Annotated in this window: 24 protein-coding genes; 10 read left to right on the top strand and 14 right to left on the bottom strand. The window is 68.2% G+C overall.

The window, feature by feature from the left end; genetic code table 11:
- Positions 1–4: 4 nt before the first annotated feature.
- Positions 5–2,122, bottom strand: a complete 2,118-nt coding sequence (locus tag ACYX4P_RS04865; protein WP_248119176.1) for a S9 family peptidase — start codon at positions 2,120–2,122, stop codon at positions 5–7.
- A gap of 111 nt (positions 2,123–2,233) precedes the next feature.
- Here ACYX4P_RS04865 and ACYX4P_RS04860 point away from each other — a divergent pair, with 111 nt between their 5' ends.
- Both ACYX4P_RS04860 and ACYX4P_RS04855 read left to right on the top strand, forming a co-directional pair.
- Entirely contained in the window at positions 2,234–2,479 is a 246-nt protein-coding gene (locus tag ACYX4P_RS04860; RefSeq protein WP_248119177.1) for a type II toxin-antitoxin system Phd/YefM family antitoxin, read from the top strand.
- The gene (locus tag ACYX4P_RS04855; protein ID WP_248119179.1) at positions 2,476–2,859 is read left to right on the top strand and encodes a type II toxin-antitoxin system VapC family toxin; all 384 of its coding nucleotides are present in this window, start codon (positions 2,476–2,478) and stop codon (positions 2,857–2,859) included. Before ACYX4P_RS04860 ends, ACYX4P_RS04855 begins: the two co-directional genes overlap by 4 nt.
- A 1-nt stretch (position 2,860) precedes the next feature.
- Here the strand turns inward: ACYX4P_RS04855 and ACYX4P_RS04850 are convergent, their stop codons facing one another.
- Positions 2,861–4,939 (bottom strand): S9 family peptidase, encoded by a 2,079-nt coding sequence (locus ACYX4P_RS04850; protein ID WP_248119180.1) that lies wholly within the window; start codon positions 4,937–4,939, stop codon positions 2,861–2,863.
- 122 nt (positions 4,940–5,061) lie between these two features.
- Between ACYX4P_RS04850 and ACYX4P_RS04845 the strand changes: the two genes are divergently transcribed.
- The 8 genes from ACYX4P_RS04845 to ACYX4P_RS04810 all read left to right on the top strand — a co-directional run bounded on the left by ACYX4P_RS04845 (position 5,062) and on the right by ACYX4P_RS04810 (position 15,552).
- The gene (locus tag ACYX4P_RS04845) at positions 5,062–5,916 is read left to right on the top strand and encodes a GNAT family N-acetyltransferase (protein WP_248119181.1); all 855 of its coding nucleotides are present in this window, start codon (positions 5,062–5,064) and stop codon (positions 5,914–5,916) included.
- Positions 5,913–6,371: a tRNA (adenosine(37)-N6)-threonylcarbamoyltransferase complex ATPase subunit type 1 TsaE gene (gene tsaE, locus ACYX4P_RS04840; protein WP_248119187.1), complete on the top strand. Its 459-nt coding sequence runs from the start codon at positions 5,913–5,915 to the stop codon at positions 6,369–6,371. Before ACYX4P_RS04845 ends, tsaE begins: the two co-directional genes overlap by 4 nt.
- The gene (gene amgK, locus ACYX4P_RS04835; protein WP_248119189.1) at positions 6,364–7,455 is read left to right on the top strand and encodes an N-acetylmuramate/N-acetylglucosamine kinase AmgK; all 1,092 of its coding nucleotides are present in this window, start codon (positions 6,364–6,366) and stop codon (positions 7,453–7,455) included. The genes tsaE and amgK overlap by 8 nt, the downstream gene beginning before the upstream one ends.
- 20 nt (positions 7,456–7,475) lie before the next feature.
- Positions 7,476–8,168, top strand: coding sequence for an N-acetylmuramate alpha-1-phosphate uridylyltransferase MurU (gene murU, locus ACYX4P_RS04830; protein WP_248119489.1), 693 nt, complete (start codon positions 7,476–7,478; stop codon positions 8,166–8,168).
- Complete coding sequence (gene addB / locus ACYX4P_RS04825) at positions 8,165–11,254, top strand: double-strand break repair protein AddB (protein ID WP_248119191.1); 3,090 nt, start codon at positions 8,165–8,167, stop codon at positions 11,252–11,254. The genes murU and addB overlap by 4 nt, the downstream gene beginning before the upstream one ends.
- Complete coding sequence (gene addA / locus ACYX4P_RS04820) at positions 11,251–14,763, top strand: double-strand break repair helicase AddA (protein WP_248119193.1); 3,513 nt, start codon at positions 11,251–11,253, stop codon at positions 14,761–14,763. The genes addB and addA overlap by 4 nt, the downstream gene beginning before the upstream one ends.
- Positions 14,764–14,945: 182 nt before the next feature.
- The gene (gene trxA / locus ACYX4P_RS04815) at positions 14,946–15,284 is read left to right on the top strand and encodes a thioredoxin (RefSeq protein WP_248119194.1); all 339 of its coding nucleotides are present in this window, start codon (positions 14,946–14,948) and stop codon (positions 15,282–15,284) included.
- 73 nt (positions 15,285–15,357) lie between these two features.
- Positions 15,358–15,552, top strand: a complete 195-nt coding sequence (locus ACYX4P_RS04810; protein WP_248119195.1) for a hypothetical protein — start codon at positions 15,358–15,360, stop codon at positions 15,550–15,552.
- A 13-nt stretch (positions 15,553–15,565) separates the two neighbouring features.
- Here the strand turns inward: ACYX4P_RS04810 and ACYX4P_RS04805 are convergent, their stop codons facing one another.
- The 12 genes from ACYX4P_RS04805 to ACYX4P_RS04750 form a co-directional block, all read right to left on the bottom strand.
- Complete coding sequence (locus ACYX4P_RS04805; protein ID WP_248119196.1) at positions 15,566–16,840, bottom strand: bifunctional folylpolyglutamate synthase/dihydrofolate synthase; 1,275 nt, start codon at positions 16,838–16,840, stop codon at positions 15,566–15,568.
- 7 nt (positions 16,841–16,847) lie between these two features.
- A complete protein-coding gene (gene accD, locus ACYX4P_RS04800; protein ID WP_248119198.1) occupies positions 16,848–17,738 on the bottom strand; it encodes an acetyl-CoA carboxylase, carboxyltransferase subunit beta in 891 nt (296 codons plus the stop codon).
- Positions 17,739–17,748: 10 nt separating this feature from the next.
- Complete coding sequence (gene trpA, locus ACYX4P_RS04795) at positions 17,749–18,591, bottom strand: tryptophan synthase subunit alpha (RefSeq protein ID WP_248119200.1); 843 nt, start codon at positions 18,589–18,591, stop codon at positions 17,749–17,751.
- Complete coding sequence (locus tag ACYX4P_RS04790) at positions 18,588–19,007, bottom strand: hypothetical protein (protein ID WP_248119202.1); 420 nt, start codon at positions 19,005–19,007, stop codon at positions 18,588–18,590. Before ACYX4P_RS04790 ends, trpA begins: the two co-directional genes overlap by 4 nt.
- Positions 19,004–19,474: a hypothetical protein gene (locus ACYX4P_RS04785; RefSeq protein WP_248119203.1), complete on the bottom strand. Its 471-nt coding sequence runs from the start codon at positions 19,472–19,474 to the stop codon at positions 19,004–19,006. The genes ACYX4P_RS04790 and ACYX4P_RS04785 overlap by 4 nt, the downstream gene beginning before the upstream one ends.
- The gene (gene trpB / locus ACYX4P_RS04780) at positions 19,474–20,676 is read right to left on the bottom strand and encodes a tryptophan synthase subunit beta (RefSeq protein WP_248119490.1); all 1,203 of its coding nucleotides are present in this window, start codon (positions 20,674–20,676) and stop codon (positions 19,474–19,476) included. The genes ACYX4P_RS04785 and trpB overlap by 1 nt, the downstream gene beginning before the upstream one ends.
- 74 nt (positions 20,677–20,750) lie before the next feature.
- Positions 20,751–21,392 (bottom strand): phosphoribosylanthranilate isomerase, encoded by a 642-nt coding sequence (locus ACYX4P_RS04775; protein WP_248119205.1) that lies wholly within the window; start codon positions 21,390–21,392, stop codon positions 20,751–20,753.
- Entirely contained in the window at positions 21,389–21,802 is a 414-nt protein-coding gene (locus tag ACYX4P_RS04770; RefSeq protein WP_248119207.1) for a type II toxin-antitoxin system VapC family toxin, read from the bottom strand. The genes ACYX4P_RS04775 and ACYX4P_RS04770 overlap by 4 nt, the downstream gene beginning before the upstream one ends.
- Positions 21,803–21,805: 3 nt before the next feature.
- Positions 21,806–22,066 carry a type II toxin-antitoxin system Phd/YefM family antitoxin gene (locus ACYX4P_RS04765; protein ID WP_248119209.1) on the bottom strand — a complete coding sequence of 87 codons (261 nt, stop codon included), beginning with the start codon at positions 22,064–22,066 and terminating at the stop codon, positions 21,806–21,808.
- Positions 22,067–22,084: 18 nt separating this feature from the next.
- On the bottom strand, positions 22,085–22,834 hold the full coding sequence (locus tag ACYX4P_RS04760) for a pseudouridine synthase (protein ID WP_248119211.1): 750 nt from the start codon (positions 22,832–22,834) through the stop codon (positions 22,085–22,087).
- A 178-nt stretch (positions 22,835–23,012) separates the two neighbouring features.
- Entirely contained in the window at positions 23,013–23,912 is a 900-nt protein-coding gene (locus tag ACYX4P_RS04755; RefSeq protein WP_248119212.1) for a class I SAM-dependent methyltransferase, read from the bottom strand.
- Between the two features lie 3 nt (positions 23,913–23,915).
- Positions 23,916–24,716 (bottom strand): undecaprenyl-diphosphate phosphatase, encoded by an 801-nt coding sequence (locus ACYX4P_RS04750; RefSeq protein WP_248119218.1) that lies wholly within the window; start codon positions 24,714–24,716, stop codon positions 23,916–23,918.
- Between the last annotated feature and the right edge of the window lie 118 nt (positions 24,717–24,834).

Here is a 24,834-nt window from a genome sequence, read left to right as displayed (position 1 = left end):
CGGATCAGCGCGCCGGCGTCAGATATTTGTTCAGCCAGCCGAACACCTCGTTGTGCCATTGCAGGCTGTTGGCCGGCTTCAGCACCCAATGGTTCTCGTTCGGGAAGACGATCAAACGGCTGTCGATGTTGCGGCCCTGCAGGGCGGTGAAGGTCGACAGGCCCTGGGCGGTCGGGATGCGGAAGTCACGGTCGCCCTGAACCACCAGCATCGGCGTCTTCCAGTTGTCGACGTGGTTGGCCGGGTTGAACTTCTGATACCCCTCCGGGTTGCGCCACGGCGCGCCGCCATATTCCCACTCGGTGAACCACAGCTCTTCCGTCGAATACCCCATGGCGAAGGTGTCGAAGACGCCATCGTGGTTGACCAGGCATTTGAACCCGTCCGACCAGTTGCCGGCGATCCAGTTGATCATATAGCCGCCGTAGGAGGCGCCGAGCGCGCAGGCGTTCGACCCGTCCAGGAAGCTGTATTTCTGTTGGGCCGCCGCCCAGCCCTTCTTTAGATCCTCCAGAGGGCGGTCGCCCCAGTGCTGGCTGATCGCGTCGGTGAAGGCCTGGCCGTAGCCGGTCGAGCCGTGGAAATCGATCATCACCACCGCATAGCCCGCGCCCGCATAGGTCTCGGGGTTCCAGCGATAGGACCAGCCGTCGCCGAACGAGCCCTGCGGCCCGCCGTGGATCAGGAAGGCGACCGGATATTTGCGGCCCTCGACGTAGCCGACCGGCTTGATGACATAGCCGTGGACCGTCTCGTTGTTCCAGCCGGCGAAGCTGAACTGCTCATACTCGCCGAACTGTTTGGCGGCGAAGGCGGGGTTCGACTGCGTCAGGCGACGCGGCATCTCGCGGCCCAGATAGGTCTTGAAATACAGGTCGCCCGGCTCACGCAGGCTGTCTTGGGCGAAGACGAAGCCCGAGGGCGTCTGCTGGAAGGCCGAGACGTGGCCGCTGCCTGTGATCGGCGTCACCACCCCGTTGCGCGTATCCACCGCGAACAGCTTGGTCGATCCGACATCGCCGGCGGTGGTGTACAGGGTGTGGCCGTCGCGCGACCATTGCAGCGTATCGGCCGACCGATCCCAGTTCGAGGCGATCTCGCGCTTCTGGCCCGTGGCCACGTCCATCAGCACGATCTGATAGCGGTCGGCCTCGAAGCCCGGCCGCGCCATGGCGCGATAGGCCAGGGTGCGTCCGTCGGGCGAAAACACCGGGCCGGCGTCCCAGGCCTTGTTGTCCGCCGTCAGGTTGGTGAACGTGCCGTCGCCGGTCAGGCCGTTGGTCTTCCACAGGTCGAAGTTGGTGCTCCACGGCTCGGTCTGGCCCGCCAGGCGCGCCGAGAAGACCACGGCGTCGCCCGCCGGCGTGAAGACGAAATCGCTCTCGTCGCCGAACGGCTTGGAGGGCGTGTCGCCGTCGAAGCCCTTGGTGATCCAGGCCGGCGTTCCCGTCGCCTTGCCGTCGCGGCCGATGGACTGGACGAACAGGTGGTTTTGGGTGTGGTCGTTCCACGTATCCCAGTGACGCACGAACATCCGGTCATAGACCTGGCCGGTCGTCTTCCGCTCGGCCATGGCCTTGCCCATCTCGACCGAGGCGTTCAGGTCGGGGGCGTTCGGATAGACGGCCAGCGAGGCCGCCACCTTGTCACCGGTCGGGCTGACGCGATAAGCGTTCACGTCCAGCGGCAGATTGGTCACCTGAACCGGCGCCGAAGTGGGGGAGGCCACGCGCCAGACCTGGCTGGTCCCCGACTTGCCCGAAAGGAAGTACAGATTGCCGTCCGCGCTCCAGCGCGCGGTGTTGGCGCCCTGGTCCGAGATGGCCAGGCGGCGCGGCGCGGCGTCCGGCATGTTCAGGTCCAGCATCCACAGGCTGCCGGCCCGGCGGTTGGCCTCCACATCCGTGGTCGTGACCGAATAGACGACATAGCGGCCGTCCGGCGACACCTGCGGATCGCCCAGCCGATTGGCCGAGATCATGTCCTGATAGGTGAAGGCGTCCGACGTCGCGGGAACCGCCGGCTGGGGCGCCGGCGGAACCTGGGCCAGGGCCACGCCCGGAACGGCGCTCATCAGGGCGACGGCCGCGCAGGCGGCGGACAGAAGGGAACGGTGGCGCATGGGCTCTTCCTCGGAAATCTCGCTGCGGCATGGCGTAGCACCGCCGTTCGCCGGGCGAAAGTTGTCGCGAACGGCCAACTTAGCTAAGATGGTTGGTCCAAGGAGCGCGACATGACCATCGTCACCGTCCACCACGCCAAGACCCACCTGTCCAAGCTGATCGCCGCCGCCGAACGCGGAGAAGAGGTCGTCATCGCCCGCGGCGACAAGCCCGCCGTGCGGATCGTGCCGTTCGAGCCCGCCGCCAGGCCTGATCGCAAGCCGGGCCAGCTGAAGGGTATGGGCAAGTTCGACGAAAGCTTCTTCGATCCGCTTCCTGAGGAAGAGCTTCGGCTGTGGGAAGGACGCGGCGATTGAACATCTTGCTCGATACCCACGCCCTCATGTGGTGGGTCTGGGATGACGAGCGCCTGACGCGATCGGCGAGACAAGCCATTCGATCGGCCGAAACCATATTCGTGAGCAGCGTCTCGGCCATCGAGATCGCCATCAAATATCGGATCGGCAAACTGCCGAACGGCGAGATGCTGGCCGAGCATTTTCTTCAGGTCATGCAGAACGAAGCGTTCACAGAGCTTGCCATAACCTGGCGCGACGCGAGCCTTGCCGGCCGCATGGAGGGCGATCACCGCGACCCCTTCGACCGGTTGCTGATCGCCCAGGGTCTGCTGAACGAACTGACGCTCGTGTCCAACGAGCGCCTGTTCGACCGTTTTGGGGTCGCCCGGGTCTGGTGACCTATTGAGCCGCCGTGTAACGCCCCACCCAGTCCAGAATCTCCTGCTGCCAATCGACCCAGGTGCGGGGTTTCAGCACCCAGTGGTTCTCGTCCGGCACATGGACGAAGCGGCTGGGAACACCCTGACGCTGGAGGGCCGAGAAGGTGGCCAGACCCTGCTCCATCGGCACGCGGAAGTCCTTGGAGCCATGCAGCACCAGCATCGGCGTCTTCCAGTTCCCGACATAGGTTTCCGGGTTGAAGGCGTCATAGACATCCTTGCGCTCCCAGCTGGGTCCGCCGAACTCGTGGATGAAGTTGCCGATATCCATGGCGTTCATCAGTTGCGGCACGTCGAAAACGCCTGCGTGGTTGACCAGGCAGCGCCAGGGCCCGTTCCACTTGCCCGCGATCATATTGACCATATAGCCGCCGTAGGAGGCGCCGGTGGCGCAGGCGCGCTCGCCGTCGATCCACGGATTGTCGGCCAGAGCCGCCTCCCAGCCCTTCTGCAGGTCTTCCAGCGGGCGGTCGCCCCAGTGGTCGTTGATGGCGTCGGTGAAGGCCTGACCATAGCCGGGCGAACCGTGGAAGTTGACCATCACCACCGCATAGCCGGCCGAGGTGTAGATCTGCGGGTTCCAGCGATACGACCAGTTCTCGGTCCAGGGCGATTTCGGCCCGCCGTGGATGATGTAGACCGCCGGATAGCGCCGCCCCTCGACCGCGCCGACCGGCTTGAACACCCAGCCCTGCACCTGTTCGCCGTTCCAGCCCGCGAAACTATAGGCCTCGGCGGCGGGCAGTTGCAGGCGCGCGACCAGTTCGGCGTTGTGATGGGTGATCTGGCGCGGCTCGCCCGCCGTGCGGATGAAGATCTGCGTCGGGGCGACATAGCTTTCATGGGCATAGGCCAGAACGCCCGCGACCTCTTCATAACCGCCGACCGTCCCCTTGCCTGTCAGGGGCGTGACCTGACCCGAGCGCGCATCGACCGAAAAGAGGCGCTGCTGGCCTTCGTCCGCCGCCGAGACCAGCAGGGCGCGGCCGTCCGTCCGCCATTGCAGGCCGCTGGCCCCGCGATCCCAATCCGTCAGTTTCTTCGCGCCCGAACCATCGGCGTTGGCCAGCCAGACCGCCGCCTGATCCCCGCCGACATTCTCGCGCGGGGCCGACAGCCAGGCCAGTTGGCGACCATTGGGCGAGAAGACCGGATTGCCGTCCGCCCCCTTGTTCGCTTCCGTCAGATTGACCGGCGTCCCGCCATCAGGCGCCACGCGGAATACGTCGCTGTTGTTGGTGAAGGGCTCGCCCCGCCCTTGCGTCTGGGCGCCGTAAACCAGCACCTTGCCGTCCGGCGAAAGATCGAAGCTGGCGTCGCCCGCCGACACATCCGCATCCAGACCCGCCATCAGGTCACGCGGTTCTCCACCACCCAGCCCCGAGCCGTTCAGCGGCTGGTGGAACAGATGGGTGCGGCGCGTGTCGACCCAGTGGTCGAAATCGCGCAACGGCAGGCGGTCATAGGCTTGCAGGGTCGATTTGGCCCGCTCATCCAGCCGCGTCTTGGTGCAGGCCAGGGTGTCGCAATCGGTGAAGACCGAAACCGCCAGGATCAGCGAGCGGCCGTCCGGGGCGATGCGGAAGCCCGACACATCGAATGGTAGGGTCGTCACCTGGGCCGCCGCCGCGCCGGTGCGGTCTGTGCGCCAGACCTGGTTCGATCCGCCGCGCGCCGACAGGAAGTAGATCGCACCGCCGTCCGGCGCCCAGCGCGCGCCCGAGGCGCCGCCTTCGGAAATCGCCAGCTTCCTCGGCGCGCCGCCCGCGACATCAGCCAGCCACAGGCTGTTCACGCCCTTGTTGGCGTCCCAGTCGGTCGTGCGGACGGAATAGATGACCTGGCGGCCATCGGGCGAGACGCGCGGATCGCTGACCCGCTCCATCATCGCCATGTCGCGAAGGGACAGGCCGCGTGACGGAGCTTCGGCGGGCGCCGCTGCGGCGGCCACCGGCTGCGCCGTCTGGGCCAAGGCGGGCGCGACGGCCAGCAGCAAGGCTCCGAAGGCCGTGGCGGCCATCCAGCGTGAACGGATCATCTATCTCTGCTCCCCAAACTCAAGATCGCCTTGTTAGGGGGCCGATCCGTCCGCGCCAAGCCGTCATGCCGTCGCGCATCCGGCTTGCCCGTTTCCCGCGAACCGGCGACAAGCGGTCTTTCATGAACACCGCCTCGCCCCCCGCCCGACGCCAGCCGCACATCGTCGATGTGCTGATCGCCGAACGTGCGCCGCGCCTGACCGCCTCGCCCTTCTGGCACGTGGTGCGGCCGGCGCTTTACGGGGTGCTCGGCTATGGGGCGGCGGTGCGGATGGCCGACGCCATTCGGGACCTGTCGGGGGTGGAGACCTTCGACTATGTGTCCGACCTGCTGAAGCTGAAGGTCGCGACCAGCCATCTGGACCGCCTGCCCGTCTCCGGCCGCTGCATCGTGGTGTGCAACCATCCCACCGGCATCGCCGACGGGGTAGCCGTGTTCGATGCGATCAAGCGGCGGCGCAGCGACATGATCTTCTTCGCCAACGCCGACGCCATCCGCGTCTCGCCGCGTCTGGACGAGACCATCATTCCCGTCGAGTGGGTCCATGAGAAACGCACCCGCGAAAAGACCCGCTCGACCCTGAACGCGGCGAAGGAAGCCTTCGAGGCCGAACGCTGCGTGGTCATGTTCCCCGCCGGGCGTCTGGCGCGCGAGGTGAACGGCGTCCTGACCGATCCCGAGTGGGCGCCGACCGCCGCCTCCATGGCGCGCAAATACGATGCGCCCGTGGTCCCGATGCATGTCACCGGCCCATACAGCAAGCTGTTCCACACCTTTGATCGCTTCTCTCAGGAACTGCGCGACGTGACCCTGTTCCACGAGTTGTTGAACAAGGCGGGCAAGGATTTCGGCGTCGACGTCGGCCTGCCCATCCCCGCCGACCGGCTGGACGTGGACGCCGCCAAGGCGACCGAGGCGCTGAAACAGTTCACGGAACTGACCTTGGCCGCCGATCATGACGCGGTGTTTGCATGAAAATCGAACTGCCCGACGCCCGGGCCACCACCCGCCTGGGCCAGATCATCGCCCCCCTGCTGGCGCCGGGCGACAGCGTCCTGCTGTACGGCCCGCTGGGCATGGGCAAGTCGACCCTGGCGCGCGGGCTGATCCGCGCCCTGACCACGCCGGACGAGGATGTGCCCAGTCCCACCTTCACCCTGGTCCAGTTCTACGAAAGCAACCCGCCCGTCGCCCATTTCGACCTCTATCGCCTGACCCGTCCCGAAGAGGCGTTCGAGATCGGTCTGGACGAGGCGCTGGACGAAGGCTGCGCCGTCATCGAATGGCCTGAACGCCTGGGCGATGACCCTGCACGGTTCTTGGGGGCGGACCAGCTGATTATCGAAATCTCGGAACAGGGCGACGGCCGGCTTGCGACCGTTTCCGGCGTAGGCCGATGGGAAACGGGGCTGAAGGATTTGCATGTCTGACCGCGAAACCCTCCGTCTCGACTTCCTGAAGGCCGCCGGTCTGACCGAGGCCGTGCGCGCCCCCCTGCCCGGCGACGCCTCCACGCGGCGGTATGAGCGGCTGACCACAGCCGACGGCGCGTCCCTGATGCTGATGGATCAGGCGCCCGCCGCCGAAAGCCCGCCATGCGATCCGTCATGGACGCCGGATCAGCGCCGCGCCGCGGGCTGGAACGCCGTCGCGCGCCTGTCCGCCGGTCGGATCGAGGCCTTCGCCGCCGTCGCCGCCCATCTGAAACGCTTAAGCCTGTCCGCCCCCCAAATCCCGGCCCTGGATGCGCCGAACGGTCTGGCCGTTCTGGAGGATTTCGGCGACGATCTGTTCGTCCGGGTGATCGCGGACGGCGCCGACGAAACCCCGCTGTATCTTGGCGCCATCGAGGCTCTGGCCGTCCTGCACGACGCCGGAAACCCGCCCGAGGCCCTGCACGGTCCCGCAGGCGACTGGCCGATGCTGACCTATGACGAGACGGCGTTGCAGGGCGGGGCCGATCTGTTCGTCGAATGGCTGCCGAAGCTGGATGATCGGGTGTCGTTCGATGACGCCGCCATCGCCGACTGGCGCGCGGCCTGGGCGCCGATCGTAACCTCGGGCGCGGCGGGCGCCTCGGTCATGGCGCACCGCGACTATCACGCCGAGAACCTGATCTGGCTGCCCCAGCGCGACGGCGCCGCCCGCGTCGGCATGATCGACTTTCAGGACGCGGTGCGCGCCCACCCGTCGTGGGACCTGCACTCCCTGTTGCAGGACGCCCGCCGCGACGTGTCGCCCGCGCTGGAGGCCGAGGCGTTGGACCGCTATTTCGCCCTGCGTCCCGGCGTGGACCGCGCCGCCTTCATGGCCGACTATGCCGGTCTGGCTGCGCTGAACCAGGCGCGGATCATCGGCATCTTCGCCCGCCTGATCGCCCGCGACGGCAAGCCCCGGTATCGTCAGTTCCTGCCGCGCATGTGGCGGCATCTGAACGCCAATCTGGAACAGCCCGCCCTGGCGCCCGTCGCCCGCTGGTTCGACCGCCATGTCCCAGCCGAGGTCCGCGCATGACCGCCGCTCCGAAGACCGCGATGGTTCTGGCCGCCGGGCTCGGCACCCGGATGCGCCCCCTGACCGACGACCGGCCCAAGGCCCTGGTCGAGGTGCGGGGCCGCGCCTTGATCGACCATGTGCTGGACCGGCTGGCGGATGCGGGCGTCGAAAGGGCGGTGGTCAATGTCCACTGGTTCGCCGACCGGCTGGAGCAGCATCTGGCCGGGCGTGGTCGCGGACCGGACATCGTCATCTCCGACGAGCGCGCCGAACTGCTGGAGACCGGCGGCGGGCTGAAGAAGGCCCATCCCCTGCTGGGCGACGATCCCGTCTTCGTGGCCAATATCGACAGCGTCTGGATCGACCGGGGCGACGCTCTGGCCGATCTGGTCCGTCTGTGGAACTCCGAGACGATGGACGCCGCCCTGCTGCTGGCCCGTCGCGAAGGCGCCATCGGCTTTGAGGGCGACGGGGATTTCTTTCTGGACGACGGCAGGCTGACCTTCCGGGGCGAGGCGGCTTCGGCGCCCTTCGCCTATATGGGGGTCCACATCACCCGGCCCGGATACGCCGACCACGGCCCGGACGGCCCCTTCTCGCTCAGCCCCCTGTGGCGCAAGTCCGCCGCAGAGGGCCGCCTTTTCGGTTGCGTCCTGGACGGCGACTGGATGCACGTCGGCGACCCGCAGGCGCGCGACGACGCCGAGGCGAACCTGGCGGGCTTGGGGTGAGCCTGTTCGACCCCTTCGCGGCGTCCGGCTCGCGCTGGTACGCCATTCCGGCGCACCGGCCGTTCCTCGAAGATCTGGCCGCCGGCGTCCTTGACTGGCTGGGCGAACTGCCGCCCGAAACCCTGTCGGACGCCACCATACTGTTGCCCAACCGCCGGGCGGCGCGGGCCTTCACCGGGGCCTTGTCGAAGCTGGCGGACGGGCGGCCCGTCCTGCTGCCGCAGGTGCGGCCTCTGGGCGATCTGGAGGAGGATGAGCCGCCCTTCACGCCCGGCGCCCTGGGCCTCGATCTGCCGCCGGCCATCGCCCCCCTGACGCGCCGGTTCGAGATGGCGCGGATGATCGTGGAGCAGTTCGACAGCGACCTGACGCCGATGCGGGCGCTGGACCTGGCCGACGCCCTGGGCGGCTTCCTCGATTCCTGCCAATTGGAAGAGGTCCAGAACCCCGAACGGGTCGCCACCCTGGTCGACGGCGAGATGGCCGAACACTGGGAACGGTCCGCCGAATTCCTGAGCCTGGGCGTCGTCGCCTGGCCGAAACGTCTGGCCGAACTAGGTCTGGTCGATCCGGCGTGGCGGCGCGCCACCCTGCTGCGCCGTCTGGCCGACCTTTGGGACCGCGAGCCGCCGACCCAGCCCGTCATCGCCGCCGGATCGACCGGCACCGTGCCCGCCGCCGCCGATGTTCTGGGCGCCGTCGCCCGCGCGCCTCTGGGCTGCGTCGTCCTGCCGGGTCTTGATCTCGATCTGGACGACCGCGTCTGGGATCAGATCGACGAAGAGAACGAACAACACCCCCAGCGCGCCCTGAAACGCCTGCTGGAGCGCCATGACATCGACCGCCGCGCCGTGCGCCCGTGGTGCCAGCCGCCGGTCGCCCCCCGTACGGAGCAACGCGGTCTGGCCCGCCAGCGTCTGCTGAACGAAGCCCTGCGACCCGCCGATGCGACCGGAGACTGGCGCGAGGCCATACGCGACATCCGCGCCCGCGCCGCCGAGGCGGGCCGCGCCGCCGACCCCATCGCCGAGGGTCTGGAGGGACTGTCGGTCCTGAACCTGCGCCATGACGAGGAAGCCGCCGCCGCCATCGCCCTGATGATGCGCGAAACGCTGGAGGCGCCCGGCAAGACCTGCGCCCTGGTCACGCCCGATCAAGGGCTGGGCCGCCGCGTCGCCGCGCGTCTGGAACGCTGGGGCGTCGTGCCGGACGCCTCGGCCGGTCAGCCGCTGAACCGGATGCCTGCAGGCGTTCTGGTCGAGCTGTGCGCCCGCTGGATCGCCGCCCCGACCGATCCGCAGGTGCTGCTGGGTCTGTTGAAACATCCGCTGGTGCGGGTGGACCTTGGCGAGATCGACGTCGCCCGCGCCATCGCCGCCTTCGAGGACATGGCCCTGCGCGGCCCGCGCCACGCCAGTTTCGAGCGGATGAACCGCAAGCTGGACCGCGCATTGCGGCCCGACCGGGACGGCGCCCCGCCGTCAGACGGCCGCCTGAAACGCCACGCTCTGGCCCGCGCCCTGTCCGATCACCTGCAGCATCTGGTCGCCACCGCCCGCGCCGCCTTCGCCCCCACCGCCCCGCTGGACGCCGCCGCCCGCGCCCTGACCGTATTGATCGAGGCGCTGGCGGGCCAGAACGCCTGGGCCGGCGCGGACGGCGAATGCGCCGCCGGTCTGTTGTCGAACCTGATCACGGGCGGGGCCTCGCTGGGCGCCGTCTCGGCGGAGGAGACGGTCGAACTGGTCAAGGGTCTGCTGGCCGACGCCGTGGTCCGCACCGGCGGGGCGACCCACCCGTCGCTGCGCATCCTGGGGGCCATCGAGGCTCGTCTGGTGCGGGCCGACCGGATGATCCTGGCCGGACTGGAGGAAGGCGTCTGGCCGCAGGGCGCGCCGGTCGATCCCTTCCTGTCGCGCCCCATGCGAAAGGCGCTGGGCCTGCCCCCGCCCGAGCGCCGCATCGGCCAGAGCGCGCAGGACTTCGTTCAGGCCGCCTGCGCCGACGAGGCCATCCTGATCCATACCGAAAGGCGCGGCGGCCAGCCCGCCGTCCGGTCCCGCTGGCTGTGGCGCCTCGACATGCTGACGCGCGGGGCGAATACGGATGAGACGCCGGTCGCTGTTTCGGCCCCCGTCCATGTCGCCGACTGGACCCGCGCGCTGGACGCGCCTTTGCGCGACACGCCCGACTATGCGCGCCGTCCCGCCCCGACCCCGCCGGTGGACCGCCGCCCGCGCGAACTGCCCGTCACGGGCATCGAGCGCTGGGTGCGAGACCCCTACGCCGTCTATGCCCAGCGGATACTGGGGCTGAAGGTGCTGGACCGGCCCGGCGCCTCGGCCGAGGCCATGGCGCGCGGCAACGCCATCCACGACGCGATCGAACAGATGGTCCGCATCTGGCCCCACGCCCTGCCCGACGACTGCGCCGACCAGATCGCCGACCTGATCGTCAACGCCATGACCGAGGCCGGGTTCGAGGACGCCGCTTTGGCCCGCGAACGCCCGCTGGCCCGCAACGCCGCCCTGTGGCTGGAGAGGTTCGAGCGGGAACGGCGCGCGCGCGGCGCGACCCTGCTGATCGAACAATCGGGTGCCGTCGTCTTCGACGCCCCCGCCGGTCCCTTCACCGTCACCGCCCGCGCCGACCGGATCGAACTGGATGCGACAGGCGCGGCCATCATCGACTTCAAGACCGGCCAGACGCCCAGCCAGAAGCAGGTGGTGCAGGGGTTCGCGCCGCAACTGACCCTGACCGCCGCCATCCTGGCCGAGGGCGGGTTCGCCGCCCCGCCCACCGAGGCGACCGAGCTTCTGTACGTAAAGGTCACCGGCCGCCGCGATCCGGGGACGGTCGATGACGTGTCGCGTCAGGGCCGGGGCAACACCCAGACCGCCGCCCAGATGGCGACGCGCGAACTGGACCGGCTGAAGCTGGGCGTCGCGGCCTTCGATGACGCGGCGACGCCCTACACCTCATGGGTCGCGCCGCAGTTCATGGGCAACTTCGGCGGCAACTACGACCATCTGGCGCGCGTCTGGGAATGGCACGTCGTCGGCGGCGAGGACGAGGCGCCCGAATGACCGATCTGTCGCCCCCCAACCCCGTCGACATGGCCCGCGCCCATCAGGCGACCGCCGCCGATCCCGCCCTGTCGGTCTTCGTCACCGCCAACGCCGGTTCGGGCAAGACCACCACCCTGGTCAGCCGCGTGGCTCGCCTGTTGTTGAAGCGGGTGCGGCCAGGCGAAATCCTGTGCATCACCTACACCAAGGCCGCAGCCGCCGAAATGCAGGCGCGGCTGTTTGAACGGCTGGGCGAATGGGCGGTCGCCGACGACCGGGCGCTGGCGGCCGATCTGGCGCGGCTGGACGGGCGCGATCCCGCCAGCCTGACCGACGCCGAACTGTCCGAGGCCCGCGTCCTGTTCGCCCGCGCGCTGGAGACGCCGGGCGGGCTGAAGATCCAGACCATCCACGCCTTCTGCGAAAAGCTGCTGCGCCGATTCCCGCTGGAGGCCGGGGTGGCGCCGGGGTTCGAGGTGCTGGAGGATCAGGCGGCGCTGGCCCTGTCCCACGCGGCGCGAGAGGATCTGGCCCGTTACGCCCTGAACGACGGCGACGGTCCGGTGGGCCGCGCCTACGCCCATTTCGCCGTCGAGCTGGCCTGGGACGCCTTCCATTCCCTGCTGGACGCCATCGAGGCGAAACGCGAGCCGCTGCTGGACTATCTGGCGCGGATCGAGGCCGGAACCGCCCCCGGTCCGCACGAACGGGTCGGCGTCACCCGCGACGAGACGCCCGCCGAGATCGAGGCCGGGTTCATGGACTGGCTGAACCCCGCCGACTGGCTGGCCGCCGCCGAGGGGTTCGCCACGGGCGGCGCCAACGACAAGAAGCTGGCCGGGCAGATGCGCGATGCGGTTCCGCCCGCCACGACCCTGGCCGCCATGACGCCCATCTTCATCGATTCCAAGGGCGTGGCGCGCGACAGGTTCGGCACGTCAAAGGCCCCGCCCGGCGCGGCCTCCTATCTGGCGGATGTGTCGCTGAAATACGTCTCGACCCTGGACCGGGTGCGCGCCGCGCGCGTGGCGGACGAGACGGAAAAGGTGCTGACCCTGGCTCGCGTCCACGCCGCCCTTTACGAGGCCGCGAAACGGGCGAAAGGCGCGCTGGACTTCACCGATCTGGTCGGACGCACGGTCGAACTGCTGACCAAACGGGCCACCGCCGCCTGGGTTCTGTACAAGCTGGACGGCGGGATCGAGCATGTTCTGATCGATGAAGCGCAGGACACCGCGCCCGATCAGTGGGACATCGTCCGCGCCCTGACGGAACCCTTCTTCGCCGGATCGGGCGCCGAGCGTAAAGACACCGCCATCCCGCGCACGGTCTTCGCCGTGGGGGACGAAAAACAGTCGATCTACTCCTTCCAGGGCGCGCGGCCCGAACGGCTGCGTCAGGAGGCGCGGACCTATGACGCCCTGGTGCGCGAGGCGGGCGCCCACTTCCGCGAAGTACCGCTGGACACCTCCTTCCGCTCGACGGAAGAAGTGCTGCATTTCGTCGACGTCGCCTTCGACAGCCCCAGCCGCACCCGCGCCCTGGTCGGAGAGACGGGCGAAATCGCCATCCACCGCCCGGCCCGTCTGCAGCAGTATGGCGCGGTCGAACTCTGGTCCCTGTTCGAAGACCCGGCGGCGCCCGAGCGCGAGGCCTGGAACGCCCCCGTCGACAAGGAAGACAGCCGCAGCGCCCGCAAGCAGCTGGCCCAGTCGCTGGCCCGTCACATCCGCGAACAGGTTGCGGCGGGCGTCGCCATCTATGACCCGAAACAGCGCGGCGCCCTGCGGCCCGTGCGCTACGGCGACTTCCTGGTGCTGGTGCGCCGTCGCGATGCGACCTTCGAGGAGATCATCCGCGCCCTGAAGACCGAGGGCGTGCCGGTGGCGGGCGCCGACCGGCTCAAGCTGTCGAACCATATCGTCTTCGATGACCTGATCGCCCTGGCCCGGTTCGCCCTGTTCCCCGACGACGACCTGTCGCTGGCGGAAATCCTGCGCAGCCCCCTGTGCGACGTCGCCGATTTCGGGCCTGCCGATGCCCTTTATCCGTTGGCGGACAAGGTGGGACGAGAGGGGCGCAGCCTGTGGCGCGAACTGCAACGCCGCGCACATGAACACCCGGCCTGGACCGCCGCGCGCGATCTGATGACCGCCCTGATCGACGCACGCGACCGCGATCCCTTCGCCTTCTTCTCCGCCGCCCTGAACCGGGTCGGGCCGGACGGTCGTTCCGGCCGCGCCCGCATTCTGGATCGACTGGGCCGCGAGGCGGAAGAGGCCATCGACGAAACCCTGGCTCAGGTTCTGGCGGCCGAGGAACGCGGCGGACGCGATCTGGAAACCTGTCTGGCCCTGCTGGAACAGGCCGATGTCGAGGTGAAGCGCGAGATGGAAGGGGCGCGCGACGAGGTGCGCGTCATGACCGTCCACGGCTCCAAGGGGCTGGAGGCGCCCATCGTCATCCTGCCCGACACCACCGGCAAGGCGAAGCCGCAGGGACCGACCCTGATGCCCGCCACCCTGGGTGATGGAACCGAGGCCTGGCTGATGTGTCCGTCCAGCGCCAAGTCCGACTGCGCCGTCTCCGCCGAAGTGCGTCAGGCGCGCGTGGACCGCACCGACGCGGAATCCCTGCGCCTGCTCTATGTAGCCCTCACCCGCGCCCGCGACCGCCTGATCGTCATGGGCAGGAAAATGAGCCGCCCCAAGGAGACGGGCTATGAGGAGGGCAGTTGGTGGGACGTCATCGCCGGAACCTTCGAACGGCTGGCGCAGGACCGGCCTGACGCGGTTCAGTTGCTGGATGGCGGACGGCTGCGGTTCGGGGCCGATCCTGAAACCACGCTCCGCACTGTGTCGACAGCGGCCAGCGCCGTCCCCATCCCCGCCTGGGCCGCCACAGCGCCGCCCGCCGACGCCGCCGCCCGCTTCGCCTCGCCGTCGCGGATGGAGGGCGCCGCCATCCGCATTCCCGCCCCCTCCCCGCTGGCCAAGACCGAGGCGGGCGGCGCGTCGCTGGGCCGGTTCCGGCGCGGCGACCTGATCCACCGCCTCTTGGAACGCCTGCCCGACATCGCCCCCGCCGACCGCCCCGACGCCGCCGCCCGCCTGCTGTCGCGAGAGGTCGATCTGGACGCGGCCCAGCGCGCCGAAATGATCGCCGCCGCCTTCTCGGTGCTGGACGACGCCCGGTTCGCCCCGGTCTTCGGCCCCGGCTCCCGCGCCGAGGTCGCCCTGACCGGGTCCGCGCCCGACCTGCCCTCCGGCGTGTCGATCAACGGTCGCATCGACCGGCTGGTGGTCACGCCCGAGCGGGTTCTGGTCGTCGACTACAAGACCAACCGCCCCGCGCCGGACGTCATCGAGGCCGTCGATCCGGCCTATGTGCTGCAGGCGGCGGTCTATGTCGCGGTGTTGAAACGCCTCTATCCCGACCGTCCGGTCGAGGCGGCGCTGGTCTGGACCGACGGTCCCAAACTGATGCCGATCCCGCAGGCGATGCTGGAGGCGGCGCTCGCCCCTTGACCTCCGTCATCCTCGGGCTCGACCCGATGATGACGGAGGAAGAACGGCCGTGACGGCAGGAGTTGAATTGCCCGCGATTCGCTCCCACATCTGCGACCGAACCCGGACGCTTCCGGACAACCTCTATTCGCGCAAACAGCCAGGCCTTGCGGGCCGAGCGACAGCGCCCCAAGGAGCCCTTCATGGCGACTGTGAAAGTCACCGACGAAAGCTTTGACGCCGACGTCCTGAAAGCCTCGACCCCCGTTCTGGTCGATTTCTGGGCCGAATGGTGCGGGCCCTGCAAGCAGATCGGCCCGGCGCTGGAGCAGATCGCCGACGAACTGGGCGGTCAGGTCACGGTCGCCAAGATCAACATCGACGACAGCCCCATGACCCCGTCCAAGCTGGGCGTGAAGGGCATCCCGACCCTGATGCTGTTCAAGGACGGCCAGATGACCTCGATGAAGGTCGGCGCCATGCCCAAGGGCAAGATCGTCGAATGGCTGGCCGAGGCCGGCGTCAAGACCGACGCCGCCTGATCCGCTTAAGTCCCGCTGAACGATCGCGCCCGCCGGTTCCGACCGGCGGGCGTTTTCATGCTAGGATGCCGCCATGAGCGACGACGAACACATCACCGCCCCAGCAGCACCCGACGACCTGCCGAGCGAAACCTCGGCGCAAAAGGCGCTGCGTCTGAAGACCGCCAGGATCGACGCCCGGCCCAAGCCGCCGCGCGGGGGCCGGTTCCAGCGCGAGCAGAACGCCAAGATCGCCGCGGGCAAGTCGCGCCCGTGGATGAGCAAATAGGGACGGCGGACGCCTAGACCGGCCAGGTCTCGCGGCTGGCGCCCAGCACTTCGCCGGCCAGATACAACGACCCGCAGATGGCCACCCGGCCAGCGCCCAGACGCAGCGCCAGCTTCAACGCCTCATCGACCGATCCGGCGGGCGTGGCGGCCAGGCCATGTCCGCGCGCCACGGCCGCCAGGGCCGCCGGGTCCGCCGCCGCGCCATCGAAGCCGACAGTGAAGACGGTGGCCTGGCTGTCCTTCACCGCGGCGAAGAAGCCGCCCGCGTCCTTGTTGGCCAGCATGCCGCAGATCAGGGCCAAGGGGCGCGGCGCCCGCGCCTGGCGATCCGCCAGAAACGCCGCCAGCGCCCGCGCGGCGTGGGGGTTGTGCCCCCCGTCCAGCCACAGTTCGGCGTCGGCCGCCTTGGCCGCCTCGCCATAAGGGCCAGCCGAGATCCGTTGCAGGCGCGCAGGCCAGCGCACGGCTTTCAGCCCCTCGGCGATGGCGGCTTCCGGCAGGTCCAGCTCCAGCGCCGCCGCGATGGCCACGCCCGCATTGTCGATCTGGTGTGCGCCCGCCAGACCCGGCGCCGGCAGGTCCAGAAACCGTTCCTGATCCTGAAACGCCAGTCCGCCCCGCTCGGCCCAGGCGTCGAAGTCCACGCCCATGACGGTCAGGGGCGCATGAACCACCTGCGCCGCCCGTTCGATGGCGGCCATGGCGACCTCCTGCTGGCGGGCGATGACGCCCGGCGCGCCCGGCTTCAACACCCCGGCCTTCTCCGCCGCGATGCCCGCCAGGTCGGTTCCCAGGAACTCGGCATGGTCGTAATCGACCGGCGCGATGACGCTGAGCAACGGGCGTTCGATCACGTTCGTCGCGTCCAGCACCCCGCCCAGCCCCACCTCGATGATGGCCAGGTCGGCGGGGGTTTCGGACATGGCGACGAAGGCGGCGGCGGTCGTGCTTTCGAACACCGTCGCCTCACCGGACACGGCCTCGATCCGATCAAGGATGGCGTTCAGTTGATCATCTTCGATCAGCGTCCCGGCCAGCCGGATACGCTCGTTGAACCGCACCAGATGGGGCGAGGTGTAGGCGTGAACCTTCAGCCCCGCCGCCTCGGCGATGGCGCGGATCATCGACACGGTCGAACCTTTGCCATTGGTGCCGGCCACATGGATCACCGGCGGCAGACGCAGTTGCGGATCGCCCAGGGCCGCGCACAGGGCCTTCATCCGATCCAGCGACAGGTCGATCCGTTGCGGATGCCGCGCACGCAGGCGTTCGGAAATCGGATCCATCGGCCAGTCAGGCCGCCTGACGGGTTCCGCCCATCAACATCGACAGAATCTGACCCAGCACGCGCGGCAGTTCGGCGCGCGCCACCACCTGATCGACCATGCCCTTTTCCTGCAGATATTCGGCGCGCTGGAAGCCCGGCGGCAGTTTCTCGCGGATGGTGGCCTCGATCACGCGCGGACCAGCGAAGCCGATCAGGGCGCCCGGTTCCGCCAGATGCACGTCGCCCAGCATGGCGTATGAGGCCGTCACCCCGCCCGTCGTCGGGTCCGTCAGGACCACCGCATAGGGCAGTTTCGCCTGTTTCAGCTCTTCGATGGCCAGGGTGGTGCGCGCCATCTGCATCAGCGACAGGGCGCCTTCCTGCATCCGCGCGCCTCCGGCTGCGGTGAAGCAGATCAGCGGAACCTTGCGGGCCACGGCCTCGCGCGCCGCCTTGATGAAGGCCTCGCCCGCCGCCATGCCCAGCGATCCGCCCATGAAGGTGAAGTCCTGAACGATAACGACCGCATCCTGACCGCCGACCGAACCATAGCCGATGGCCATGGTGTCCTTGCGACCCGCCGCCTTGCGCGCCGCGCTCAGGCGGTCCTTGTAGGACTTGCCGTCCGAGAATTTCAGCGGGTCTTCCGGCACGTCCGGGGTGTCGATCGCCTCATATTTGGCGTCATCGAAGGTGGCGCGCAGGCGTGTCGGCGCATCGATGCGCATATGACGGCCCGACGGCGTGACCCACAGCGAGGTCTCCAGATCCGAGCGATACAGCATCTCGCCGCTGTCGGGATCCTTGACCCACAGATTGTCGGGGGTGTCGCGGCGCGAGACGATCTTGCGCACGCCCGGCGCAAAGCGGCTCAGCCATCCGCCGCGCTTTTCCTGAGGCTTGGTCTTGTCGTTCATCCGCGCGCTCTTAGACGGTTTCCGCCACGGAAGCACTAGCGGCGACGGATCGAACCGCGTCGCCCAGCAGCTTCACCTTGGCCAGAACGCGCGGCGCAGCCGGTTCGTTCGCGGCGACGGCGGCGGCGACTTCCTCGACCAGGGCCGAGCCGACGACCACGGCGTCCGCTACGCTGGCGATGGCGGCGGCCCGTTCCGGCGTCTTGATGCCGAAGCCGACCGCGACCGGCAGCCCCGAGGCGGCCCGCACCCGCGCCACGGCGGGCGCCACGACATCGGCGTCGGCTTCCTTGACCCCGGTCACGCCCGCCACGGCGACATAATAGACAAAGCCCGACGTGCCCTGGACGACGATCTTCAGACGGTCGTCATCGGACGTCGGCGTGGCCAGCCGGATCAGCGAGATCGACACCTTATCCAGCGCCTCGATCAGAGGCGCGGCCTCTTCCGGCGGGCAGTCGACCACGATCAGGCCGTCGATGCCGCAGTCGGCCGCATAGGCGGCGAAGGCGTCATAGCCCAGGCTCTCGATCGGGTTCAGATAGCCCATCAGCACGATGGGCGTGGCGTCGTCGCCTCTGCGGAATTCCTTCGCCAGATCCATGGTCGACCGCAGGCCGAACCCGGCCGCCAGCCCCCGGATCGCCGCCTTCTGGATCGGCGGCCCCTCGGCCATCGGATCGCTGAACGGAAAGCCCAACTCAATGATGTCGGCGCCCGCTGCGGGCAGGCCCTTCAGGATGGCCAGAGCCTCCTCGCGCGACGGATCGCCCCCCATCACATAGGGAACAAAAGCGGCGCGGCCCTCGGCTTTCAGCACCTTGAAACGTGCGTCGATGCGTGCGGTCGTCATTGATCTTTGCCCTCGGTCGCGGGTTCCCCGCAAGTGTCTCTCGCCAGGGCAATCACCATGACAGCCGTCTTTGCAGGATCGGACTCCCCCTCGACCGCGAAGGTCGAAACCAATCCGCCTTCGCAGGATTCAGGATTGTCTAAATCGGCTCCCCTGAGCCGCAAAAAGCCAAAGCTAACCTCGGGAGCTGATCGCACCATGAATCCCTGTTGCTCAAGCGCATGTGTAAAACGCTCACGGACCGCGCGCGCCTTCTCGCGAGGATACGCCAGGCACAAATAACGGTCGCCGCCTTCCTCTGACGCAGGGCACCCGCCGGCGACAACCGCGTCCGGGATATCCGGCAAAACAAACTCATCGCGCCAGTCCGCTTGCGACCCCATCAAGGTAAAGGCGGCAATAGACGCCAGTATCATTTCGGCGGCGTTCCAGCGGCGGCGGGCGCGGCCGATTGGGCCGCGCAGACATCGCCGGGAATGGTGGCGAAGCCCAGATAGGCGGGCAGTTCGGCGACGGCGGTCTTGGTCGTGTCGTAGAAGGCGACCATCTGCATGCCGTCGCAGCCGCCGGCCTCGCGGCGCTTGATGAAGACCACGCGGTTCTCGTCGCCGCCCGCCGCCAGCCAGGTCTTGGACGCCAGGTCTGCGATATAGGCGTCGGCCAGGGCGCCGATCTGACCCAGCGGGGCCGTCACGCACCAGGCGCGACCCGCCAGATTGTTCAGCCCGCCGCAGTCGGCCGACAGTTCCGCGCCGGGCAGCAGGCCGACATCGGCCGGTCCGCCCTGCTGGGCCGATTGGGGCGCGGCCGGCGCCGGCGTCTGAGCTTGAACGGCGGGGGCGCACAGGGCGAGCGCGGCGCTCGCGGCCAGCAGAAGACGCATCACAACTCCACTCCCAGATGTTTGGCGACCTGGAAGATGTCCTTGTCGCCGCGTCCCGACATCAAGAGGACGACATCGCCGCCCTTGCCGACTTCCTTCGCGATCTCGCCCGTCCGCGCCAGGGCGTGGGCAGGCTCCAGCGCCGGAATGATGCCTTCCAGCTTGGAGCACAGCTGGAACGCCTCCAGCGCCTCATTGTCCGTCGCCGAACGATATTCGGCCCGGCCGATGTCGTGCAGCCAGGCGTGCTCCGGCCCGATGCCCGGATAGTCGAGGCCGGCCGAGATCGAATGTCCTTCGACGATGTTGCCGTCCTCGTCCTGCAGCAGATAGGTCCGGTTGCCGTGCAGCACGCCCGACCGGCCGCCCTTCAGCGACGCGGCGTGATCGGGCGTATCCAACCCATGGCCCGCCGCCTCGACCCCGATCAGCCGCACGCCCTCATCCTCGATGAAGGGGTGGAAGGCGCCGATGGCGTTCGATCCGCCGCCGATGCAGGCGACCACGGCCTCGGGCAGCTTGCCCATCTGGACGCGCGACTGGGCCTTGATCTCCTTGCCGATCACCGACTGGAAATCGCGCACCATGGCCGGATAGGGGTGCGGCCCCGCCGCCGTGCCGATGATGTAATAGGTGTCCGAGACATTGGTCACCCAGTCACGCATCGCCTCGTTCATCGCGTCCTTCAGGGTCGCGGCGCCGGCGGTGACCGGAAACACCTCGGTCCCCAGCAGGCGCATGCGGAAGACGTTGGGCTGCTGTCGCTCCACGTCCACCGCCCCCATATAGACGGTGCAGGGCAGGCCGAAGCGCGCGGCGACGGTGGCCGAAGCCACGCCGTGCTGGCCCGCGCCGGTCTCGGCGATGATGCGGGTCTTGCCCATGCGCCGGGCCAGCAGGATCTGGCCCATGCAGTTGTTGATCTTGTGCGCGCCCGTATGGTTCAGGTCTTCGCGCTTCAGCCAGATATTGGCCCCGCCGAAATGGTCGGTCAGCCGCTCGGCGAAATACAGCGGGCTTTCGCGACCGACATAGTGGGTCAGAAAGCCGTCCAGCTCGGCCTGAAAACTGGGGTCTGCCTTGGCCGCCTTATAGGCCGCATCCAGTTCGTGGATCAGCGGCATCAGGGTTTCGGCGACAAACTGCCCGCCATAGGGCCCAAACCGCCCCTTCGCGTCGGGCCAGGCGTAGGCGTTCGCCAGAGGGGCGGAATCGGCGGCTTGGAGAGGCGTCTGAGCGTTCACGGGTTCGACTTTCACGCGGGTAGGCGTCGTAATTACGACCGGCGCGCGTTTCGGATGAAGGCTGCGATCCGGCTGGCGTCCTTAACACCCGGCGCGCTCTCGACGCCAGAGGACACGTCCACCATCGGCGCGCCGGTGATCCGCAGCGCCTCGGCCACATTGTCCGGGTTCAGACCGCCCGCCAGGAACCACGGATGCCGGAACGCCCGTTCCGCCAGCAGGGTCCAGTCGAAAGCCACCCCATGTCCGCCGCTGTAGGTCGCGCCCTTGGGCGCCTTGGCGTCCAGCAGCAGATAGTCAGCCGCCGCCTCCATTACCTCCAGCCCGACCAGATCATCCGCGCCGGACACCCCTACCGCCTTGATTACAGGAATCTCGTAATCTGCCCGCGCATTGCGAACTTCAAGCGGCGTTTCCCGACCGTGCAACTGGATCATGTCAGGCTCAAGATCATGAACCAGGGCGTCCATCTCAGGACCGACCATATCCGCAAACAGCAGCACGGTCTTGGCCCGGCCGCGAGCCCGATCCACAAGCCGCTTCGCCAAGCTTGGTCCGGCGTATCGAGGACTGGCCTTCACCATCACGAAGCCGACGAAATCTGCCCCCGCATCCAGTGCGACGTCCAGGGTGTCCGGCGTGGTCAGGCCGCAGATCTTGATCTTGGTCGTCATAGGGAAACGACTTCAACATTTTTTAGCAGAGCAGCCGCAGCGAGATCCTTATCTAGCGTCGCCATGTCGTAGCCATGCCTCAACACCACGGCTAAGTGCAGGGCGTCAGGCGTCCTCAATCGAACCCCTTCGCGCAGCAGCAAGCGACAGCGCGAAAAATCCTGATCGTCCATGCGGCATTCTCCGCGACCTATGCGCCAGTCATCAAACGTGTTTTCGATTTGGTCACGTTTCGCGCTCTTCATGGCGCCAGACCTGACGCGCAACCCAAGGGCCGAACTAAACTCGGTCTCGGTCCACCGGCTGATCACGACATCCATCCTACGGATCAGCAGCGCCGCCGCCCACTCCGAATGAGCGTCCTGCACGAAGGCCGAAACGAGGACGCTTGTATCCAGATAAAGGGCCAAGATTCAGTCTTCGTCACGCATCTGACGAACCAGATCGACAGCGTTCAGTCCATCCGTGGGTTTGGCGCGGACGTGTCTGAACCAGTCCATATCGACGGTTCGAGGCGTCGGAACGACCTCCTGCGCCGGCTCCAGCCGCGCCACGGGCACGCCGCGTCGCGTGATGGTCACCGCCTCGCCCGCCAGCATGCGATCCAGCAGCTTGGGCAGGTTGTTCTTGGCTTCGGCGACGGAATAGCTGGACATGGCCATCAAGATAGCCATCCGCCGCATAATGTTCAATCAGCCGCCCGTCGGCTCCGCGAAGATCGACGCGATCTGCTCGGCGGTCAGCAGTCGCCATTCGCCGGGCGCCAGGTCGGGCGGCAAGACCAGTCCGCCCATCCGTTCGCGATGCAGGGTCTCGACGTGGTTGCCGACGGCGGCGAACATGCGCCGCACCTGGTGATACCGCCCCTCCGTCACCGTCAGCAGGGCCTCGGTCGGCGCCACGACCTCCAGCCACGCCGGGGCCAACGGCTTGTCCTCGCCTTCCAGCATCAGTTCGCCGGCGGCGAACAGATCGCCCTCGGTCCCGGCCAGCGGGCGCGCCAGCCCGGCGCGATAGACCTTGGCCACATGGCGTTTGGGCGAGATCACCCGGTGCAGCAGGTCCCCGTCATCGGTCAGCAGCAGGAGGCCCGAGGTCTGTTTGTCCAGCCGCCCTATGGTGGAGATGGCCGGATCGCGCCGACGCCACCGGTCGGGCAGGATGTCATAGACCAGCGCGCCCTCCTCCTTGTGCGAACAGGTCATGCCCAGCGGCTTGTTCAGCATCAGGACGAGGCCCGGCACGGGGTCCAGCGGCTCGCCGTCGATCTCCATCCGCTGGGTCAGTTCGGGCGTCACCGGGATGCGTTTGGACACATCCGTCAGATCCGCCCCGTCCAGCACGATCCCGCCCGCCTTGGCCATCCGCGCCATCTCGGCCCGCGAGCCATAGCCCATCGACCCCAGCAGGCGGTCGACGCGGGATGTGGGGATCTTGGCCATATCTTTCGTCATCCTCCGGCGAGCGCAGCGAGACCGGGGGACCCAGCGGCGCGCGCGAGCGCGAACCTGTCGCGACGTTGCTTCTCGACCATCAGTATAGCTGAGCCATCGCCTTCGGCGCCGCTGGGTTCTCCGGTCTGCGCCGCAAGCGGCTTGCCGGAGAATAACGAAACGAAGATCACTTCACCGCCTCGAACAGCTTGTAACCGCCCGCCTCCGCGACCAGCCGCACGCGCTTGAACGCCGCATTCAGTTCCGCCTCATAAGGCAGGTGCCGGTTGGCCACGATCCAGGCGACGCCGCCCTTCTTCAACAGCTCGGCGGCCTTGCGGATGAAGGCCTGACCCAGCCGCCGGTCCTCGGCGCCGCCGTCGTGGAAGGGCGGGTTCGAGACCACGAAATCCTTGTCGCCCTTGCCCTCCAGCGTCCGGGCGTCGGACCACCAGACCTTGGCCCGTTCGTCCCGGATGTTCTCGCGCGCGGCGCGGATGGCGCGGCGGTCCAGATCGACCAACTTCAGCTTGGTCACGGCGGGCGACCGCAATACGACCGTCGCCAACGCCCCATAGCCGCAACCCAGATCGACCCCCTCGCCCTTCATCGGCGGCAGATGCTGGGCCAGCAGGGCCGAACCCGGATCGATCCGGTCCCAGGCGAAGATTCCAGGCTGGGACCAGGCTTCCAGGCCCGGCACGATCTGCGGCCCGCCGGCCTGGATCGCCTCGTCGAGTCCTTCCACCCTTTCGGGGCGGATGACGGTGCATCGGCGGTGGTGCGCCTTGGCCGTCTCGGCGACCTCCAGGCCGAACGCCTTCAACTCCTTGCCCAGGCGCGACCCGCCCTTGTCCTTGGGCGCCATGACGTCCAGCCGCCCGCCGACATTCAGCGCTCTCAGCGCCAGGGCCAGGACATAGCGCCGCTCCAGCACGCCGGGCGGGGCGTAGATCATCACCGTATCGGCCGAACCGGGCGTCTGAGCCTCCAGCGCGGCCGAATCCGGGATCAGGGGTGAGGTCTGGGTGGCGCCGCCTGGTGGGTCGAAGACGACCGGCGGCCGGCCATAGAGAAGCGTGGCCATGCCTCAGAACCCCATTTGCAACAGCGCCAGCCCCACGACCCCGACCACGATCCGCCACCAGGCGAACACGCCGAAGCCGCGACGCGACACGAAGTCCAGCAGGAACCGCACCACCGCCAGGGCCGAAATGAAGGCCACCACGAAGCCCACGGCGATCAGGCCTACATCGCTGAAATCCAGCGTCTTGTGGTTCTTCAGCAGGTCGTAGGCGACCGCCGCGCCCATGGTCGGAAGCGCCAGAAAGAAGCTGAACTCGGCCGCAGAACGCTTGTCGGTCTTCAGCAGCAGGCCGCCGGCGATGGTGGCCCCCGATCGCGACACGCCGGGGATCATGGCCAGACACTGGAACAGGCCGATCAGGAAATAGATCCGCATCGGATAGGCCTCGGCGTCCAGCCATTTCGGCTTCTTGTCCATCCGGTCCAGCGCCAGCAGGATCAGCCCGCCCACGATCAGGGCGATGCAGATCACCTGAGGCGTTTCGAACAGCACCCCCTTGATGAAGTCATAGGCCAGGAAACCGATGACCACGGCCGGGGCGAAGGCGACGAGCAGGCCGATCAGGAACCGCCGCGCCTCGGGGTCGAACGGCCAGCGCGTCGCCAGTGTCCACAGCCGTTTGAAATAGACGCTGACGATGGCCAGCAGGGCGCCCAGCTGGATCACGATCTCGAACGTCTTGCCCGCGCTTTCGAACCCCATGAAATGGCCCAGCAGCAGCATATGGCCGGTGGAGGACACGGGAATGAACTCGGTCAGCCCCTCGACCAGACCCAGGATGATGGCCGCCAACCAGTCCGACATGGAAAACCCCGAAAACCAAAGCGCCGGGATCGCCGCGCGCCCGGATGTCTTCCCCTAGAGCATGATCGTTTCGGACGGAACGACCCCTTTGGGCCAGCGGTTGGCTTTCGGCCACGAT

It is taken from the genome of Brevundimonas sp. ABV4_179, assembly GCF_056311945.1.
This window is presented reverse-complemented; position numbering and strand designations above follow the sequence as displayed.